13 protein-coding genes are annotated in these 19,107 nt (G+C 59.8%); 10 read left to right on the top strand and 3 right to left on the bottom strand.

The features are described from left to right. The first annotated feature begins 97 nt into the window (after positions 1 to 97). The 3 genes from ACYZT6_RS17440 to ACYZT6_RS17430 all read left to right on the top strand — a co-directional run bounded on the left by ACYZT6_RS17440 (position 98) and on the right by ACYZT6_RS17430 (position 6,635). Positions 98 to 4,609, top strand: coding sequence for a hemagglutinin repeat-containing protein (locus ACYZT6_RS17440; protein WP_462027959.1), 4,512 nt, complete (start codon positions 98 to 100; stop codon positions 4,607 to 4,609). Positions 4,610 to 5,011: 402 nt separating this feature from the next. Beyond that, positions 5,012 to 5,725 carry a hypothetical protein gene (locus tag ACYZT6_RS17435; protein ID WP_462027958.1) on the top strand — a complete coding sequence of 238 codons (714 nt, stop codon included), beginning with the start codon at positions 5,012 to 5,014 and terminating at the stop codon, positions 5,723 to 5,725. Between the two features lie 52 nt (positions 5,726 to 5,777). After that, entirely contained in the window at positions 5,778 to 6,635 is an 858-nt protein-coding gene (locus ACYZT6_RS17430) for a hypothetical protein (protein ID WP_462027957.1), read from the top strand. A gap of 71 nt (positions 6,636 to 6,706) precedes the next feature. On the opposite strand, the gene ACYZT6_RS17425 is transcribed toward ACYZT6_RS17430, so the two are convergent. Together ACYZT6_RS17425 and ACYZT6_RS17420 are read right to left on the bottom strand one after the other, a co-directional pair. After that, the gene (locus tag ACYZT6_RS17425) at positions 6,707 to 7,888 is read right to left on the bottom strand and encodes an acetyl-CoA C-acyltransferase family protein (RefSeq protein WP_462027956.1); all 1,182 of its coding nucleotides are present in this window, start codon (positions 7,886 to 7,888) and stop codon (positions 6,707 to 6,709) included. Next, positions 7,885 to 8,667, bottom strand: a complete 783-nt coding sequence (locus tag ACYZT6_RS17420) for an enoyl-CoA hydratase-related protein (protein WP_462027955.1) — start codon at positions 8,665 to 8,667, stop codon at positions 7,885 to 7,887. The genes ACYZT6_RS17425 and ACYZT6_RS17420 overlap by 4 nt, the downstream gene beginning before the upstream one ends. A 229-nt stretch (positions 8,668 to 8,896) precedes the next feature. On the opposite strand from ACYZT6_RS17420, the gene ACYZT6_RS17415 reads away from it, so the two are divergent. The 7 genes from ACYZT6_RS17415 to ACYZT6_RS17385 all read left to right on the top strand — a co-directional run bounded on the left by ACYZT6_RS17415 (position 8,897) and on the right by ACYZT6_RS17385 (position 17,510). Continuing rightward, entirely contained in the window at positions 8,897 to 10,000 is a 1,104-nt protein-coding gene (locus ACYZT6_RS17415) for a polyamine ABC transporter substrate-binding protein (protein WP_462027954.1), read from the top strand. A gap of 31 nt (positions 10,001 to 10,031) precedes the next feature. Further along, positions 10,032 to 11,450 carry an aminotransferase gene (locus tag ACYZT6_RS17410; RefSeq protein WP_462027953.1) on the top strand — a complete coding sequence of 473 codons (1,419 nt, stop codon included), beginning with the start codon at positions 10,032 to 10,034 and terminating at the stop codon, positions 11,448 to 11,450. A gap of 53 nt (positions 11,451 to 11,503) precedes the next feature. Beyond that, positions 11,504 to 12,340, top strand: a complete 837-nt coding sequence (locus ACYZT6_RS17405; protein ID WP_462027952.1) for a helix-turn-helix transcriptional regulator — start codon at positions 11,504 to 11,506, stop codon at positions 12,338 to 12,340. 525 nt (positions 12,341 to 12,865) lie between these two features. Next, a complete protein-coding gene (locus ACYZT6_RS17400; RefSeq protein ID WP_462027951.1) occupies positions 12,866 to 13,228 on the top strand; it encodes a DUF6124 family protein in 363 nt (120 codons plus the stop codon). A gap of 245 nt (positions 13,229 to 13,473) precedes the next feature. Next, the gene (locus tag ACYZT6_RS17395) at positions 13,474 to 13,974 is read left to right on the top strand and encodes a sigma-70 family RNA polymerase sigma factor (protein ID WP_462027950.1); all 501 of its coding nucleotides are present in this window, start codon (positions 13,474 to 13,476) and stop codon (positions 13,972 to 13,974) included. 40 nt (positions 13,975 to 14,014) lie between these two features. Then, positions 14,015 to 14,989: a FecR family protein gene (locus ACYZT6_RS17390; protein ID WP_462027949.1), complete on the top strand. Its 975-nt coding sequence runs from the start codon at positions 14,015 to 14,017 to the stop codon at positions 14,987 to 14,989. A 97-nt stretch (positions 14,990 to 15,086) separates the two neighbouring features. Next, complete coding sequence (locus ACYZT6_RS17385; protein WP_462027948.1) at positions 15,087 to 17,510, top strand: TonB-dependent siderophore receptor; 2,424 nt, start codon at positions 15,087 to 15,089, stop codon at positions 17,508 to 17,510. Between the two features lie 116 nt (positions 17,511 to 17,626). Here the strand turns inward: ACYZT6_RS17385 and ACYZT6_RS17380 are convergent, their stop codons facing one another. After that, the gene (locus ACYZT6_RS17380; RefSeq protein ID WP_462027947.1) at positions 17,627 to 18,778 is read right to left on the bottom strand and encodes an MFS transporter; all 1,152 of its coding nucleotides are present in this window, start codon (positions 18,776 to 18,778) and stop codon (positions 17,627 to 17,629) included. Positions 18,779 to 19,107: the final 329 nt, after the last annotated feature.

Raw genomic sequence — 19,107 nt, 5'->3', positions numbered from 1 at the left:
TCACCCTGCACACATTCAGCCGTCGGACCTGTGCGCGACAGCCTCGGCAATCATCCCAACGCGCACCGTGATGCCGCACTTTTATTGAGAGGTTCCTATGCCTGAACAAACATTTGCGTTCCATCTTTCCCCTCGGGGAAAACTGCGCTGGGCGATTGCCAGCCTGTTCCTGATTGCCCATCTGCCAAGCGCTCTCGCGGGTGGCGTGGTGGTCGCGCCGGGCCCCGGCGGCACCGCACAACTGCAGACCCAGGGCGGCGTGCCGATCGTCAATATCGTTGCGCCCAATGGCTCGGGCCTGTCGCATAACCAGTTCCTCGACTACAACGTCGATCGCCAAGGCCTGGTGTTGAACAACGCCTTGCAGGCCGGGCAGTCCCAACTCGCCGGGCAACTGGCTGCCAACCCGCAGCTACAGGGCCAGGCCGCGAGCGTGATCCTTAACGAAGTGGTCAGCCGCAACGCTTCGGCCATTAACGGTGCCCAGGAAATCTTCGGCCGCGCCGCCGACTATGTGTTGGCCAACCCCAACGGCATCTCGGTGAACGGCGGCAGTTTCATCAACACGCCGAACGCCAACCTGGTGGTCGGCCGTCCCGAATTGAACGACGGCAAGCTGCAAGCCCTGAGCACCCGCGATGCATCCGGCACATTGCAGATTCAGGGTGCGGGCCTGCAAAACCGTGAGGGCTCGATCAACCTGATCGCCCCGCGCATCGACAGCCAGGGCAGCGTCAACGCTCGGGATCAACTGAACCTCACCGTCGGCCGCAATCAGGTGGATTACGCCTCGGGCCAGGTGAAAGCCGTGGACCCGGCCGGCAAGACCTCCGATCAACTCATCGACGCCAGCCTGTTTGGCGCCATGCAGGCCGGGCGCATCAACATCGTCAGCACCGCTGAAGGTGCGGGTGTGCGGGTCGGGCCGGTACAAGTCGCGGGCCGCGATGGCGTGCAGATTCGCTCGGCAGGCGATTTGAGCATCAGCGGCCAAGCGGTTCCCGACAGCCTTGATGTGGTCCGGGCAGGCGTACGCAGCAGTCAGGGCGACGTCGGTTTGCACAGCGACAAGGACCTGACCCTGGCCGCCGCCGACGTCAGTGGTCGCGACGTCAAACTCGACGCCGGACGCAACCTGACCCTGACCACCGTCGAAAGCCGCCATCTCCAGGAGAAACGCGAAAACTGGAACAACAGCACCATCGGCATCACCTGGGAAACCTACGACCGCACGCAGACCGACAGCAACTCACGCCAGCACGGCAGCCAGATTCTCGCCAGCCGGGACGCGCAACTGTCGTCCGCGGGTGACACCGAGCTGAAGGCGGCCAAGATTGAAGCGACAAAGAATCTCAGTGTGCAAAGCGGCGGCAATTTACGTCTGAACGCCGCCACCGAAAGCCACACCCAGACCGATCAGGGCAACCACCGCAAACACCTGTGGAAAGCCGATTGGGACACCAGTAGCGAAGAGCAGCGCAGCATCACCAGTCAATTGAAGGGTGGCAACATCGCCCTGCAGACCGCCGCGTTGCTGCGTTCCGAAGGTGCCGGGCTAAACAGCGCCGGAGACATAAACCTCGCGGGCAAACAGGTGGAAATCACCAGCGCCAGCCGCACTCAGCGCACAAGCGACAACCGTTATTCGGGCGATCTGGTGGGCGGCGGTTTCTTCGGCAAGACCGGCGACGCCGATCAGGGCAAGACCCAGAATCAGGGCAGTAAAATCAACGCGGCCGGCAAGCTGATCGTCAAGGCCGACGATGTGCGCATCAGCGGCAGCCAGGTGCGCGGCGGTTCTGAATCCAGCGTCATCAGCGACAAGGGTTCGCTGGTGATCGATGGTGTGCAAGACACTTCCCACGCTAACAACCACGACAAGGACAGCAAGTTCTTCGGCATCACCAAGGACGAAACCCGGCACAACGCCAAGGACAGCAGCACGGTGCGCAGCGAGCTGACGTCGGACAGCAACCTCACGCTCAAGAGTGCCAGGGACATCGAAGTGGCCGGTTCCACGGTCAAGGCCGGCGGCACCCTGAGCGCGGACGCGGCGGGGGATGTGCAGGTGCATTCCGCGCAAGATACCCACGACAGCAGCACGACCACCGAGACGCGCGGCTTCGATGCCTACGCCAAGGAAAACGCTCCGGGTGCCGGCCAGTATCGTGCCGGTGTGCACTACGAAAACAAGCAACAAACCGTGACCAGCAACGACGTCAAACAGCAGGGCTCAAGCCTCAGCGGCGGCACTGTGCAACTGACGGCGGGCGGCGAACTGACGCTCAAAGGTGCCGAGGTCAACGCCACTCATGGCGATGCGACGCTGTCCGGCAAAAATGTCTCGCTGCTGGCCGAGCAGGACAGCCACAGCACCTCTACCGATAAAGCCAGCACCAGCGGCGGCTTCTATTACACCGGTGGCCTCGACCGCGCCGGCAGCGGCGTCGATTTCGCGCACACCACCTCGCAAGACACCACGAGCAAAACCACAGCGCAAACCACCGGCGTGCAGAGCAGCGGCAACCTGAACATCAACACCGGCAAACTCACCACCGAAGGCGCGCGTCTTGATGCCGGCAAAGGTCTGAATGTCGCTGCGGTCGACGTCGACAATCGCGCCGCGAACAACACCGACAGCAGCACCCATAAAGACAGCAGCTGGTCGGCGGACATCGGCGCCAACGTCGAGTACAGGGACATCGCCCGGCCCATCGCCGGTGCGGTCAAGGACGTGCTGGCCGGTAAAGTGCCGGACAAGGATGCACTGGCTAATCTCGGCCAGCCGAATGTGGGCATCGACGTCGCGATTGGTCATCAGAACACCAGCCACACCGAGCAAACCGGCAACGCCGTGGTCAGCCAGTTCAAGGGCGGCACCGTGGACGTGAACGTGGCCGGGACCTTGCTGGACCAGGGCACTCAGTATCAGGCGAGCGCGGGCAAGGTAAACATCAGCGCCGACACGTTGGTGGCGAGCGCTGCGAGCAATACCCGCAGCAGTACCGATCAGGCACTGGACGCCAAGGCCGACGTGCGGGTCTACACCAAAACCGGTGAGGACGTAAACGTCGCCGGCAGCGGCGCGGGTGGTAGCAGTCAGACGCGCAAGGACACTTCCAGCGCCGTGGTCGGCAGCTATGTCGGCAGCGAAGGGGTGAACATCAACCTGCGTGGCGATGGTCAGTTCGAAGGCAGCCATTTTGATGGCGGGCAGGGCGGTGTTTCGATCAAGACCGGTGGTGAGCTGGCGCTGAATCAGGCCAATGATCGCCAGAGCAGCGACACCACCAGCCTGCGCGGCAATGGCTCGTTGAACGTCGGCACTGCACCGGGCACCAACGGCACCAATGTCGATCTCGGTGCCGGTTTCCAGCTCGATCACACCGGCAAACAGACCCGGGACAGCCAGGCTCAGGTGGCGAGTATTCAGGGCAAAGGTCCGGTGCTGCTGAGCAGCGGGGGCGATCAGATCCTGCAAGGGACGAAGGTCGACACGCTGGGCGGCATCGACTTGAAGGCTGGCGGCAAACTCGATCTGCAAGCGGCGACCGACACCCACACCGCGACCGGCAGCAACCTCGGCGGTGGCCTCAAGGTGGGCGGCAGCAAAACCAGCACAGAGAAAAGCGCTGATCAGGGCGGAAATCTGAGCGGCAATTTCAACATCGGCCGGGTCAATGAAACGACCCGGACCTTGACCGGTGGCCAGCTCAACAGCCAGGACAAAATCGCCCTGAGCGGCGATGCGATCCACCTGCAAGGCACCCAGGTCAACGCAGCGAGCGTCAGCCTCGATGCGCAGAGCGGCGGCATTTATCAGGAATCGGCTGAATCCACTCAGACCCGCACCAACTGGAATGTGGCGCTGAATGCCGGCGGCAACCTGAGCAACAGCACACCGGTTGTCACGGATGAAAAGAACGTCGCCACCCGTGATCACGGCTTCAATGCCGGGGCCAAGGTCGGGGTTGATGTTTTGCGAGACACGACCCAGCAGAACAGCCAGATCAAGGCAGACAGCGTGGTGCTGAACAGCGCTGGTGATGCACATCTGGCGGGGGCGCGGATTGATGCGGCGACCGTCAGCGGCAAGGTAGGCGGTGACTTGAACGTGGAAAGTCGCCAGGACAGCCAGACCAGCGCCAAGCTTGATGTGGACCTCGGCCTGACGGGCAAGAAGGCTGCACCGGCCGACAAGGACAAAGTGGCCGATAACAAAAAGCTGGACGGGACCGACTACAAACCGACACTGAAACTGGAGGGCGGTTACGCGCATAAAGACAGCGTCGGCCAGGCTTCCGGTATCAATGGCACCCAAGGTGTGAGCCTGAAGGTCGGCGGCGCAACACAACTGACCGGTGCACGGATTGCGGCCACTGAAGGCCGCGTTGACCTGGGTGGTTCCGAGGTCAGCACTGCGAGCGTGAGCAACCGTGATTACGGGGTCAACGCTGGTCTGGATTTGCCTGAAAAGGCAGAAGGGGACGCCGGTAAACCGGTTGTTTCAACCCCGGATGAGCACAGTGTCAAACTCGGTCCTGTCACCCTTGGCGGTCATTTCGATAGTCAGACGCTGCAGGCCGGGATCGACGAAAAAAACATCTAAACCACAAGACCCTGTGGGAGCGAGCTTGCTCGCGATAGAGGTGTATCAGGCGATAATTTTCTCGACTGGACGGCCGCAATCGCGAGCAAGCTCGCTCCCACACCTGACTGTCCGTTACGGTATTGATGCCGCTTTTGGCTCCAGGGTGATGGGTGATTCGTCGTCATCGTCGCCATGGAGTCTTGCGCGGTTGTAGGAAATAGCACAAGACGCTGTAGCTTCCACAAACCTTCTGAACACCCATCCCTCCTCTTGATTCTCTTGATGTTCCTGTCGTTTAAACATTAGAAACATTCTGAACAATCCCGCCGAACGCCACGCTCCAAACCCTATGCTAGCTTGAGTAGCAGCAAATCAAAGTCTGCCAACTCTTTCAGCTCATATGTGCAAGGAAGCTTACTTATGCCGCTACAGCGGCCCATCGTGTCGCTGCTCGCCAGCGACGCCTCCGGGGCACCCTTCCAGGTAAAAGTCTGTGTCGTACCCATGACCGAAGCTCTTGCCAGGCAATGGCACGAGACAGTTCAACCCATCGTCAATCGCTATTACTCCCATGACAGCTCAACGAGTCAGAAAACCCGTGCTGACGTCGGATGGCGCTGGCCCAATTACCTGAAGCTCGTGGCTGTTCACAACTACCTCACGAGGATGCCTGGCAACGCTTCCGAGAACGGCAAGGCCATGTGTGTCGTGGTTTCAAAGGGGGAACAAACATTCCCCATCGGCATGCTTTCCCTTGTTCCGAAGCTTCATTGCAATGTCCAGGGTATCGAGCGGCAGCGCGCCTTTACCTGGTATCTATCGGATGCACCCTCGGAATTGTATGAGCAATTCTTGCGTCAGCCAGCGGTTCGTGGGGTGGCCAAGGCGCTGATTGATTGCACGATTCAAGCCGCTTTGGACGAGGGTGATGACGGAGAATTGTTGTTGCATGCTGATCCCAACGGGGGCAAAAAGCTCAGCGATTTTTACGAAAACGGCTGCAAAATGCGCCGTCTATCGCCCACCAACGGACGTATCACGGCGGTATGGCGCAGAGGGTGTCCTGATGAGTATTTCCATTTCAGCGGAGCAGACGCACAGGCGTTTTCTGCTCGCTATGACCCTCGACGATAGGTGGTCATGGTTGCGCTTTGCGCTACGGACTGCCGGGAGGTAGAGTAATTTTATGACTGATGCCAGACCTCAACTTTCAAAAGCTGAACTTGCCCACGCGCTTCGCGAGATGAGGGGGTTCGAGGCTGATCTGGAAACGCAAAGTGGATACGAAGCCTCCGCGGCATTGCTCTCTGAAATAATGGCCGACGCCGTTCAGCGTGATCAGCTCATTAGCGTGCTGGAGCAATTTGATGAACAGCAAACCGAGCGTTCAGGTACTGGCTGGGTAAATGACGGCTCGCCGCTTGACCGGTCCCCGGGAGCATTGATTTTCGATGATCTTTATTTTGATCTGCCGGCAGGTACTGAAGAACCTTGTCTGATGTCCGGTTCGGCTGTTGCCAGCGTTCAGGGTTTTTTGAGCAAGTACAAAGAGGAAATGTCTGCCTCCAGTGGTTTCAAATATGCGTCTGCGACTCATGACACAGCTATGGCAGCCGCTGATTCACGCTCGTATGAATGTCGTGATCATCAGGATTTTGTTTCCTACGATGTTGTTGCCTGGAGCAGAGTGCTGGTATTGGCTAAACAGCAGTTACAGGTGGAGGCGACTCGGCGAGCGTCATTCTTATCCAGACTCGCTCAGGCTTTCGGCAGAAATGAGCCACCTGAATGGGAAGTGGAAAAGTGTCCGATAGCCCGAGACTCTCTTTTAATCATCTTGCATCACGGCAATGATCACGCCTCCATCGGCTTTATCGGCAGTGGGCAGAGTGCTTATGTCATGGTCTCGATTAATGACACCGCGTTGACAATGAATGAGTCCTTTCAGAACACTCAGAAGTTTGCGGCGCGTATCGCAGACTTTTTTACCGATGCCCCGAAGTCTGGCCACAAAGCCATTCAGCATATGCTCAGCGCATTGTGATGTAGGCTTCGGAGCTGCTGAAGGCTTCTGTCTTGCGATGTCCGGCATTGCACCGGACATCGCTCTGACACTCAGACCCGCTCGAAAATCGCCGCAATCCCCTGCCCACCACCAATGCACATGGTCACCAATGCATACCGGCCGTTGACGCGGTGCAGTTCGTGGATGGCTTTGGTGGCGATCATTGCCCCTGTCGCGCCGACCGGGTGACCGAGGGAAATGCCCGAGCCGTTCGGGTTGACCTTGGCCGGGTCGAGATCCAGTTCCTGGCTGACCGCACAGGCCTGGGCGGCGAAGGCGATGTTGGCTTCGATGACGTCCATATCAGCGGTCGTCAGGCCTGCGCGTTTGAGCGCCAGGCGCGTGGCGGGAATCGGCCCCAGCCCCATCAGTTCCGGCTCGACACCGGCGTGGGCATAGCTGACCAGGCGGGCGAGCGGGCGCAGGTTGTTGGCCTGAACTGCCTTGCCAGTGGCCATGACCAGTGCCGCGGCACCGTCGTTCAGGCCCGAGGCATTTCCGGCAGTGACCGAACCGTCCTTCTTGAACGCCGGCTTCATCAGTGCGAGTTGTTCCAGGGAGGTGGAACGCGGGTGTTCGTCGATGCTGAACAGCGTCGTTTCCTTGCGACCACGGATTTCCACCGCAGCGATCTGCTCACTGAAGTAGCCATTGGCGATCGCGAACGCCGCGCGTTTTTGATCTTCCAGGGCGAGGGCGTCCTGCATGTCGCGGGTGATGCCGTTGCGCAGGGCGATGTTCTCGGCAGTGATGCCCATGTGGATGCCATGGAACGGGTCATGCAGGATGCCCAGCATGTAGTCGATGGCCTGGACGTTGCCCATCCGCGCGCCCCAACGGGCGGACGGCATCAGGTACGGGCCGCGACTCATGGATTCGGCGCCAGCGCCGATCGCAATCTCGGCGTCGCCAAGCATCAAGGTCTGGGCCGCGCTGATAATGGCTTGCAGGCCGGAACCGCAGAGGCGGTTGACGTTGTAGGCGGGTGTTTCTTTCGGAATGCCGGCGTTCATCGCGGCGACCCGGGAAATGTACGCATCACGGGTTTCAGTCGGGATCACATTGCCCATCACCAAATGGCCGATTTGCGCCGGGTCCACGCCGGACCGCTCCAGGGCTGCCTTGACGGCCGTGGTCGCCAGATCGGCCAGCGGCACATCTTTGAGCGAGCCACCAAAGGAGCCGATGGCGGTGCGTGCGGCGCTGACAACAAATACGTCTGGGGTGTTCATGAAGGCTTTCCTGTAGAGGGGTTCTTTTCGGTGCTGCGATTAAGGAGTGCGTTCAACGCCGCCTGCGCTTCAGGGGTTTTCAGGCGTTTGATGAGCAGCAAATTTTCCTGGCGAAGGGTGGCTTGCAGTTCCGGCATCGACGTCTGTTTGAGTAATTGCCGGGACTGACGCAGGGCTTCCTGGGGGAGCGCCAGCAGTCGACGGGCCATGTGCTCGGCGGCCGCCAGGCACTGTTGCCCGTCGTCAAACAGTTCGTTGGCCAACCCGCACGCGACGGCGGCGGCCCCGTCCAGGCTGTCGCCCAAAAGCAGCAAGCGCGCTGCCCGGGCATGGCCGAGCAGGCGCGGCAGCAGCAGACTGGCGCCAAACTCCGGGCACAGGCCCAGGTTCACGAACGGCGTGCGCATCCGCGCATTGCGGGTGACCAGCACCTGATCGCAATGCAGAAGCAGGGTGGTGCCAATTCCGATGGCCGCTCCGCACACGGCCGCGATCAACGGTTTTTGCAGGTGGATGACCACGCGCATCAGGCGAAACGCCGGGCTGTCCAGATCGGTAGGCGGATGCTGGAGAAAATCCGCCAGATCGTTACCGCTGGTAAAGCACGAGGCTCCGCCCGTGAGAATGATCACGCCGGTTTCAGCGTCTTCATCAGCGGCCAGCAACAGGTCGGCCAGCTGCGTGTACATGCTGTTATTCAGCGCGTTCAGTTTGTCGGGGCGGTCAAAGGTGAGCGTCAGGACGCCTTCATTTCGTTCTTGTTTGATCAGGTCGTTCATGTACGTGCCCTGGGTGATCTTTATGTGGGGCACTCTAAGCGCGGGACCTGCGCTGGATCTATGACAAAACAAGTCAACGAAACTGCTGCTTTTTGCCATGTCGGGCAGTCGCGAGCGCCGCAAACCGGCTCACACACCCATTCGGGGTATGGTGCCGTTGGCTGAATCGCTCAATAGTGGATTCATCCGCTCATCCAGATCGGAACTCGCTTGATAAGGTGAATTTGCTATGCGCAAGGCCTTCTTGGTGATGCTTGGTGCGTTAATCGTGCCACTGTCGGTAGGCGTCCACGGCGCCGAAGTGGACGATAACAACACGCTGCGGCTGTATAACTGGGCGGATTACATCGGCGAAAAAACCATTGCCGACTTTCAGAAAGCCACGGGCATCAAGGTTATTTACGACACCTTTGATGCCTATGAAACGGTTCAGGCCAAGTTGCTTACCGGCCACTCCGGTTATGACCTAGTGGTGTTGAACGCCTCCCTCGCGCCACCGCTGATCAAGGCCAAAGTGTTCCAGCCACTCGATAAAAAGTTGCTGCCAGGCTGGACCAACCTGGACCCGAAAGTCTTGCAGGACTTGCAGGGGTTTGATGCCGGCACGCTGTACTCGGCGCCCTATACCTGGGGCAGCAACGGCATTACTTACAACGTCGACAAAATCCTGGAGCGCATGCCGGATGCGCCGATTGGCTCGTTGGCGATGATCTTTGATCCGAAAATCGTCTCGCGCTTCGCCGATTGCGGCGTGACCCTGGTCGATGCGCCCACTGAAGTCATACCACTGGCCCTGAAGTATCTGGGGCGAGACCCGAGAAGTGCCGCGCCGGCGGATCTTAAAGCCGCTCAGGATTTGCTGCTGTCGGTCCGGCCCTACATTCGCAAGTTCGACTCGGTCAACTACCTGACCAGCCTGCCCAATGGCGATGTGTGCATGGCCATGACCTGGTCGGGCGATTACGCGACCGCCATGGCTCGCGCCGAAGAGGCCAAGTTGAAAATCAAACTGGCCTATTTCATTCCCAAGGAAGGTTCGTTGATCTGGTTCGACAACCTGTACATCCCCGCCGATGCGCCACACGTGGCCAACGCCCACAAGTTCCTGGATTACTTGATGCAGCCACAAGTGATGGCGGACGTGACTGACTACATTCATTACGCCAACAGCAATGCGGCGGCCACGCCGTTGGTGCACGCCGATGTGCGCAACAACCCGGCGATTTATCCCGATGACGAGACTCGCCAGCGGTTGTTTCCGCAGAAAACCCAGGATGCGAAAGACATGCGCGCCATGACTCGCGTCTGGAGCACGGTGAAGAGCGGGATTTGATCGTTTAATTTTTCGGTTCGAGGTTTTTTGTATGGCGACTCCAATCAAGAAAGTTGTGCCCACCGTTGATAATGCCCACTTGGTCAAAGCCGACAAAGCGCACTACATGCACGGCTATCACATGTTCGACGAACACGCCGAACAGGGCTCCCTGAATATTGTTGCCGGTGACGGCGCTTATATTTACGACACCGAGGGCAACCGCTTTCTCGACGCTGTCGGCGGCATGTGGTGCACGAACATCGGTTTGGGCCGTGAAGAAATGGCACTGGCGATTGCCGATCAGGTCCGTCGCCTGGCGTACTCGAACCCGTTTTCCGACATGTCCAACAACGTCGCCATCCAGTTGTGCGAGAAACTCGCCAGCCTGGCCCCCGGCGATCTCGATCATGTGTTCCTCACCACCGGCGGCTCCACCGCCGTGGACACCGCGTACCGGTTGATTCAGTACTATCAGAACTGCCGCGGCAAACCGGAAAAGAAGCACGTCATCGCCCGTTTCAACGCGTATCACGGCTCCACCACCCTGACGATGTCGATCGGCAACAAGGCCGCCGACCGTGTGCCGGAATTTGATTACGCCAACGACAAGATTCACCACGTCTCCAATCCCAATCCTTACCGGGCACCGGATGGCATGGACGAGGTGCAGTTTCTCGAGTTTCTGATCAAGGAGTTTGAAGACAAGATTCTGTCCATCGGCGCGGACAAGGTGGCGGGCTTTTTTGCCGAGCCGATCATGGGCTCCGGCGGGGTGATCATTCCGCCCAAGGGTTATCTGAAACGCATGTGGGAAGTCTGCCAGCGCTACGACATTCTGTTTGTCGCCGATGAAGTGGTGACGTCGTTCGGCCGTTTGGGCAAGTTCTTCGCCTCCTGGGATTTGTTTGAAGTTCAGCCGGACATCATCACCACGGCCAAGGGGCTGACGTCGGCTTACTTGCCGTTGGGCGCCTGCATTTTTTCCGACCGTATCTGGAAAGTCATTGCCGAGCCCGGCACGGGCCGCTGCTTCACCCACGGCTTCACCTACAGCGGCCATCCGGTCTGCTGCACGGCGGCGTTGAAGAACATTGAGATCATCGAGCGGGAAAACCTGCTGGCGCATGTCGATGTCGTCGGCGCTTATCTGGAACAGCGTCTGGCGACACTTAGCGACTTGCCGTTAGTGGGCGATGTGCGCTGCCAGAAGTTCATGGCCTGCGTGGAATTCGTGGCCGACAAACGTACCAAGGCGTTGTTTGCCGACGAGATCAACATTGGCGAAATGATTCATTCCCGGGCGCAGGCCCGAGGGTTGCTGGTGCGGCCGATCATGCACCTCAATGTCATGTCGCCGCCACTGATCCTGTCTTGCGCGCAGGTGGATGAAATCGTCGAGATCCTGCGGGTGTGCATTCTTGAAGTGGCGGGCGAACTTGAGCAAAACGGCCAGTACTTCGGCCAATGAGTTCGTCGACTCCGCGGTTACCAGGTGCCGGTTCACCCGCTAGACTGCGGGGCATGAGCAAACCAAACGACGACACATTGATCGCCTTGCCCTTCGGCGCCTTGCATAAGTGGCACGGCGAGATGCGCCAGGCATTCGCCCATATCAATGAGCCCGACGCGCTGCACTTTCTGGCGTCGGCCTTCGGGCATCTGGTGTCCATCGAGTCGGTGATGATCAGCCTGGAACACAAGGACCGCCCGCCACAGTTGCTGTATCAGCGGGGCATTCCGGAAAAATACCGGGAGTCGATCATCGACCGCTATTTTTCCGGCGGCTACTTGCTCGACCCGTTTTGCCTGGCGGTGGAACAGGGGCTGGCCGAAGGGTTTTATCACTTGGAGGACATTGCCCCGGACAACTTCTTCGACAGTGAGTACTACAAGACTTACTACTTGAAGGCCGGGAGTTCGGAAGACAGTTTTTATATTGTCGATACCGGCAATGACACCAAGGTATCCGTGAGTCTGTTCCAAGGCTTTGGCGGGGAAGGTCTGCGGGTGGAACAGCTGAATCTGCTGCGGGCGGTTGAGCCGCTGGTGCGCGAATTCATCACTGAGTTCGGACGCCGGGGCTTACAGCACAGCACCGTGAATCAAGGCGTGCGTGACGATCTCAGGCAACGCGTGCAGTCCGCCTTCGAGCAGTTCGGCTGCGATTTGCTGACCGAGCGCGAGCGGGAAGTGGCGCACATGGTGCTCCGGGGGCACTCCGTGAAGTCCACGGCCAGCCAGATGAGCATCTCGCCGGAGACCGTGCGCATGCACCGCAAGAATCTTTATCTGAAGTTGAACATCGGTTCACAGTCGGAGCTGTTTGCACTGTTTATCGAGTGGTTGCGCAAGCACTGACCCCCAATCTCCAATCCACCAAAAAACCTGTGGGAGAGAGCCTGCTCGCGAAAGCGGTGTGTCATTCAGTATTTAAGTTGGCTGACACAACGCCTTCGCGGGCAAGCCCGCTCCCACAGGGTCTTCAGCGAACACAAATTTTGTGCATGACGTAAATCAAAATGTGGGAGCCCACAAAAAAGCGCTCGTGTTTAAAAATGTTTAGCGTTACTTCCTGAAAGCTACAGCGCCTTGCGCCATTGCCTACGACTACGCCAGAATCCGCCGGCTTGTGCGCTTTGGCCCCCCTCGGTAACTTGATCCCCGTCACTGATTCCCAGTGATCGGGTTTAGTAGCCCGAGGTACGAAGCATGCACAGGCGTCTGTCAGACAGGTATTTCCATGCCTGTACCTGATGGTGGCTGTGCGTAGGGCGCCCTCGGGCGCGCCGGCTTTGTCTTCGTTCCCCGGTCTACTAACCTGCGTACAGCCGCCACCCTTCGTATTAGTAGCGAGGCGTGGCTGCCCACAAGGAACGAATCAATATGTGCAAAGTTACTCCAAACCCGCCAGACACTGATCCGGCATCCCCCTACGAATCACTCGATTCCAAAAAGCTCCACGAAGCCGCCGAGCGCGCCCTCGATCACTACCTCAACCCCGACGCCCTCAAAAACCCGGTCGCCCGCAAACCGAGCACCATGTTTATGATCGCGCCGGATATCAAAGACGAAGACCTGCTGGCACACACCTGCGAATCACTGGCCTCGGCCAGCGTCATGACCAGCGATTTCGCAGCGCACCTGGACGGACCGCATCGGAATACGGCGATGGGGATCCAGCAAATCATCATGCAGGCGGAACTGGCGGTGAACCGGATGATGGATAACGTCGAAGTACCCAAGTAACCACGGCCCCTGTGGCGAGCGAGCTTGCTCGCGCTGGGCTGCGTAGCAGCCCCAACATCTTCGTCATGTTCGATTATTTTGTGAGTGCTGCGCACTCAAGCGGGAGCAAGCTCCCTCGCCACAAAATCAATTCTGGTTTGAAAGGTTCCTTTGGCTGACTAACGGCAACCCCTCCTCAGTGGAATGCATTGCTTCCCATTAATAGGAAGCATTACTATTCACGCCCGTCTCCACAGCACACCGCAATGACCCCCAAGTTGCCCCGCAGACACGGCTTTTTCGAGCATTACGAAGAGTTGGTTGGCACCTGGACCCGTCGCCTGAGAAATCGTCAGCAGGCCGAGGATCTGGCCCACGATACCTTCGTGCGGGTGCTTGAGTCCGATTCGTCGGCGGTGGAACAACCTCGGGCGTATTTGCACCAGACCGCACGCAACATCGCGGTGGATGGTTATCGGCGTGAGGACCGGCGGGGCGCCATGGAGTCGGAGGCGGTTGATCACAGTGTGTCGTCGTCCGGCGACCCGGAGCATTTCATGCATGCGATCCAGTTGGCTGATTCCATCGACCGGGCGCTTACCGAGCTGCCGGTCAACTGCCGCAAGGTGTTCGTCTGGCAGAAGATCGAAGGCCTGACCCAGGCGGAAATCGCCGAACGCCTGGGACTGTCCAAGAACATGGTGGAAAAGTATATGATCCGCACCTTGCGGCATCTGCGCGACCGCCTCGACGGACTGCACCCATGATCGGCCGCGCCTTCTCACCCCCAGCCAAACAGGAACTTCCATGATGGATAATCGTGATTGTGCGTGCGGGCAAACAACGGTTCGCGACGACGCGGCGCGGTGGTTTGTGCGTTTGCAGGAACCGGCCGTGGACGTCGAAGAATACCGGCGTTTCGAAGCCTGGCTGGCTGAACATCCTCAGCATCGCGACGAATTTCAACTGCTCCAGGGTCTGTGGTCGGCGGCCGATCTGCTGCCCGCCAAGCGTCTGCAAGCCCTGTGCGAAACTCCGCCGGCCCGTCGCAAACGTCAGCCGCTGGTGCGTTATGCGGTGGCGGCCAGTGTGTTGGCCGTGGCGCTCGGGTTGGGGCTGTTCAGCGGTTTGAATCATCCGGCGATCTACACCGCCGACTATTCCACGGGCTTGGGTGAGCGGCGTCATGTGGCGTTGCCCGACGGTTCGGTGATCGATCTGAATAGCCGCAGCCGTGTTCAGGTGCGTTATGAAAAAGACCGTCGCGGCATCGAGTTGACGGAAGGCGAAGCCATGTTCAGCGTCGAGCACGACACCAGCCGACCGTTCGTGGTCGAGGCGGGTAGCGGCAAGGTGACGGTCACCGGCACGCGTTTCGATGTGCGCCGCGACCTCACGGAAACCCGGGTGGCGGTGGAGCAGGGCACCGTCAAGGTTCAGGGCCAGGGGCCTGATGTCGTCAGCCTCACCGCCGGCCTCGGCACTCGTGTCGATGCCAAAGGCGTGGTTGCTGCCGCTTACGCGGTCAATCCGGCAGAACTGACCGCGTGGCGCAGCGGCAAACTGGTGTTCAACAACGCCAGCCTTGCCGAGGTCGCCGCAGAAGTCTCGCGCTATCGCGAGAAGCCACTGACGGTCGGCAACGACAAAGTGGGCGATCTGCGCCTGACCAGCGTGTTCAGATCCGACAACACCGACGCACTGCTCAAGGCCTTGCCCAGCATTCTGCCGGTGGCCGTGCGGACCCTCGACGACGGCAGCCAACAAATAATTTCAAAATAGATTCAGGTTTTTTTTGAGTACTTCGTCTTCTTGTCCAACTGCAACTGGTTTGCATTAACAGCCGCACACTCTTGCGATCTACAGGACAATGTTCGACGTGAAGAAAACCACCGCTAAAAACAACAACTCCCCTTGGTTGCGGCTTGCGCTCGCCTTGGCTGTCAGTGCCGCACTTCCCCAGGCATTCGCCGCCGACGGCATCCATATTCCCGCGCAGCCGTTAGGCCAGGCGTTGAGTGAGCTGGGTCAGCAAACGTCGCTGCAGGTTTTCTTCAGTCCTGAGCTGGTGGCCGGCAAACAGGCGCCCGCCGTTGACGGCGACCTCTCGCCGGAGCAGGCCTTGCGCCAATTGCTGCAAGGCAGCGGCCTGCAATATCAGATCGATGAAGGCTCGGTGACCCTGACGCCTGCGCCGACTTCCGCAGCGGCCGGCCCGATTGAACTGGGCGTGACCGACATCAAAGTGGTCGGCGACTGGCTCGGCGATGCCGACGCGGCGGTGGTGCAGAACCACCCCGGCGCGCGTACGGTGATCCGCCGCGAAGCGATGGTCGAGCAGGGCGCCATGAACGTCGGCGACGTGTTGAAGCGCGTGCCCGGCGTGCAAGTGCAGGACGCCAACGGCACCGGCGGCAGCGACATTTCCCTGAACGTCGGCGTGCGCGGCCTGACCTCGCGCCTGTCGCCTCGCTCCACGGTATTGATCGACGGCGTGCCGGCAGCCTTCGCGCCGTACGGCCAGCCGCAACTGTCCATGGCACCGATTTCCTCCGGCAACCTCGACAGCATCGACGTGGTGCGCGGTGCCGGTTCCGTGCGTTATGGACCGCAGAACGTCGGTGGCGTGATCAACTTTGTGACGCGGGCGATCCCGGAGAAAGCCACCGGTGAAATCGGCACCACCCTGGAAACCTCCCAGCACGGCGGCTGGAAGCACATCGACACGGCATTCCTCGGCGGCACCGCTGACAACGGCATCGGCATGGCGCTGTTGTACTCGGGCGTGAACGGCAACGGTTACCGCGAGCGCAACAACGGCAATGACATCGACGACGTGATTCTCAAGACGCACTGGGCACCCACCGATGTCGACGATTTCAGCCTCAACTTTCACTACTACGACGCCAACGCCGACATGCCCGGCGGCCTGACCCAGGCGCAGTACGACGCCAACCCGTTTCAGTCCGACCGCAACAACGACAACTTCACCGGGCGCCGCAAGGATGTCTCGTTCAAGTGGACGCGACAGCTCGACGACCGCACCCAGGCCGAAGTGCTGACTTACTACACCGACAGCTTCCGTGGCAGCAACATCGCCGCTCGCGATCAGAGAACCCTGGGCTCGTTCCCACGCACTTACTACACCGTCGGCATCGAACCGCGGGTGTCCCGTGTGTTTGACGTCGGCCCGACCACCCAGGAAGTCAGTGTCGGTTATCGCTACCTCAAGGAAGCCATGCACGAACAGGCGAGCCGCCTGGCGCTGGTCAACAACGAGCCGGTGGTGCGTCCGGGTTCGGACGGGCATGTGTACCAGGACCGTACCGGCGGCACTGAAGCCAACTCGGTGTACATCGACAACAAAATCGATGTCGGTAACTGGACCATCACCCCTGGCATCCGCTTCGAACACATCAGCACCGACTGGCACGACCGCGCCGTGCTCGACACCGCTGGCAGACGCGTACCGGAGAAGAACCGCAGCATCGAAAGCAACGAGCCGCTGCCGGCCCTGAGCGTGATGTATCACTTGTCGGAAGAGTGGAAGCTGTTCGCCAACTACGAAACCTCGTTCGGCAGCCTGCAGTATTTCCAGCTGGGTCAGGGGGGCGCGGGGGACGAACCGGCCAATGGCCTGGAGCCGGAAAAGGCCAAGACCTATGAGGTCGGCACGCGCTACAACAATGAGGCGTGGGGCGGGGAGTTGACGGCGTTCTACATCGACTTCGATAAAGAGTTGCAATACATCAGCAACGACGCGGGCTGGACCAACCTCGGCGCGACCACGCACCAGGGTATCGAGGCGTCGGTGCACTACAACATGGCGGCACTCGATCCACGACTCGACGGCCTGACCGCCAACGCCGGGTTCACTTACACCCGCGCCGTTTACGAAGGTGAAATTCCAGGCTTCAAGGGTCGTGACCTGCCGTTTTACTCGCGCCAGGTAGCGACCGCCGGCCTGCGTTACGACATCAACCGCTGGACCTACAACCTCGATGCCTTTGCCCAGTCCAAGCAACGCTCACCCGGTGTTGCCGTGAACGCCGACGGCAGCTTCACCAACAACTACATCACCGAAGGCTCCGCAGATGGTCAGTACGGCGACATTCCGGGTTACGTCACCTGGAACGTGCGTGGCGGCTATGACTTCGGCGCGACGCTTTCGAACCTGAAGGTCGGCGCCGGGGTGAAGAACGTCTTTGACAAGCAGTACTTCACCCGCTCCAGCGACAACAACTCGGGGATGTACGTCGGCGCGCCACGCACGTTCTTTGTGCAGGCCAGCGTTGGGTTCTGATAGACCGAGGTGACCCCATCGCCAGCAGGCTGGCTCCCACATGGGTCTCTGCTAAACACAGAATTTGTGTTCACTGAAGATCCCCTGTGAGAGCCAGCCTGCTGGCGATAGCTTTATCAGACTTTCAACACCCTGCCGCCAATGGCCACCGCCACCAGCAACACCGCCATCAACCCAAACGCAAAGCTCAAACTGCTGCCATGGGCGATAAACCCGATCACCGCCGGGCCCGCGAGAATCCCTGCGTAGCCCAATGTGGTAATGGCCGGCACCGCAATATGCTCAGGCATAACCGTCTGTTTACCGACCGCGGTGTACAGCACCGGCACGATGTTCGAGCAACCCGCACCCAGTAATGCATAACCGACCAGCGCCGCCTCCCAGGCCGGTGCAAACGTCGCCAACGCCAGTCCCACCGCCGCGGTCAGGCCACCGAACACCATCACCCGCGTCGCGCCCAGACGCCGGACAATCCGGTCCCCGGTCAGCCGCCCGGCGGTCATGGTCAGCGCAAACGCCGCGTAACCCAGGCCCGCGTACGCCGTGTCGATCCCGCGTTCCTGCACCAGGAACACCGCGCTCCAGTCGAGCGCTGCGCCTTCAGCCAGGAAAACGATGAAGCACATGCCGCCAATGAACAGCACGATGCCATGGGGCACCGCAAACGCAGGTCCTGAGCTTTCGCTGCCGTAAGGCAACAGGTGCGGCGCGGCTTTGAGCAAGGCCAGTACCAGCACGACAACCACCACGGCCATCGCCCCCAGCGGCGACAAACCCAGGGCGAGCAGGGCGCTGACACCCGCCGCGCCGACAATCCCGCCGAGGCTGAACATTCCGTGAAACCCCGACATCATGTTCTTGCCGCTGGCGCGTTCGACGATCACCGCTTGCAGGTTCACCGTTGAATCCACCGTGCCCAGGCCCGCGCCGAACATGAACAGCGTGGCGATCAATGCCGGTATCGTCGACACCGTTGCCAATAACGGCAACGCCGCGCAAATCAACAACGTTCCCCCGGTCGCCACTCGACGACAGCCGAAACGCGTGGACAAGAGGCCAGCCATCGGCATCGCCAGAATCGACCCCACCCCCAGGCACAACAGCAACAACCCGAGCGTCCCTTCGTCGAGCCCGGCTCGCGCCTTGGCATACGGCACCAGCGGCGCCCAAGCAGCGATACCGAGACCTGCGATGAAAAAGGCGATGCGGGTGGACATCTGCTCCAGGCGTCCGGGAACAAATGAGGCTTGGGTATTGAGGTTGGTCATATCGATCCTTGGCAAAAAACGTCGCGTCCCCAAAGGACAGCGACTTACCCATAGGGTTCGGTCAGCGTCCGCGCAGGTTTGCGGTCAGGCAGGGCGACATCGTTGCACAGCCGGAGCCTATGTCGCGAGCGCAAGTGCCGCCATTGAAAGATTATTTAAGTGGACTACCTGTTAGTTCTGACAGTTTACAGCGCCGTTTTTTGCGCCTAGAACGAAGCCTGCTGTTCAGGATGCATCGACGAGTTGATGAACAGGACAGACTGGAGGCGATATGGACCATCCCACTCAGGTTTTGCTACTGAAGTCGCTGCTGAACATGATTGAGCAGC

It is taken from the genome of Pseudomonas sp. RT6P73, from assembly GCF_054897715.1.
The sequence above is the reverse complement of the archived record's forward strand: the minus strand, read 5'-3'. Positions and strand labels throughout refer to the sequence as shown.

Coding starts and splice junctions, on each gene's coding strand:
- ACYZT6_RS17440 (WP_462027959.1), top strand. CDS start 98: ATGCCTGAACAAACATTTGCGTTCCATCTTTCCCCTCGGGGAAAACTG.
- ACYZT6_RS17435 (WP_462027958.1), top strand. CDS start 5,012: ATGCCGCTACAGCGGCCCATCGTGTCGCTGCTCGCCAGCGACGCCTCC.
- ACYZT6_RS17430 (WP_462027957.1), top strand. CDS start 5,778: ATGACTGATGCCAGACCTCAACTTTCAAAAGCTGAACTTGCCCACGCG.
- ACYZT6_RS17425 (WP_462027956.1), bottom strand. CDS start 7,888: ATGAACACCCCAGACGTATTTGTTGTCAGCGCCGCACGCACCGCCATC.
- ACYZT6_RS17420 (WP_462027955.1), bottom strand. CDS start 8,667: ATGAACGACCTGATCAAACAAGAACGAAATGAAGGCGTCCTGACGCTC.
- ACYZT6_RS17415 (WP_462027954.1), top strand. CDS start 8,897: ATGCGCAAGGCCTTCTTGGTGATGCTTGGTGCGTTAATCGTGCCACTG.
- ACYZT6_RS17410 (WP_462027953.1), top strand. CDS start 10,032: ATGGCGACTCCAATCAAGAAAGTTGTGCCCACCGTTGATAATGCCCAC.
- ACYZT6_RS17405 (WP_462027952.1), top strand. CDS start 11,504: ATGAGCAAACCAAACGACGACACATTGATCGCCTTGCCCTTCGGCGCC.
- ACYZT6_RS17400 (WP_462027951.1), top strand. CDS start 12,866: ATGTGCAAAGTTACTCCAAACCCGCCAGACACTGATCCGGCATCCCCC.
- ACYZT6_RS17395 (WP_462027950.1), top strand. CDS start 13,474: ATGACCCCCAAGTTGCCCCGCAGACACGGCTTTTTCGAGCATTACGAA.
- ACYZT6_RS17390 (WP_462027949.1), top strand. CDS start 14,015: ATGATGGATAATCGTGATTGTGCGTGCGGGCAAACAACGGTTCGCGAC.
- ACYZT6_RS17380 (WP_462027947.1), bottom strand. CDS start 18,778: ATGACCAACCTCAATACCCAAGCCTCATTTGTTCCCGGACGCCTGGAG.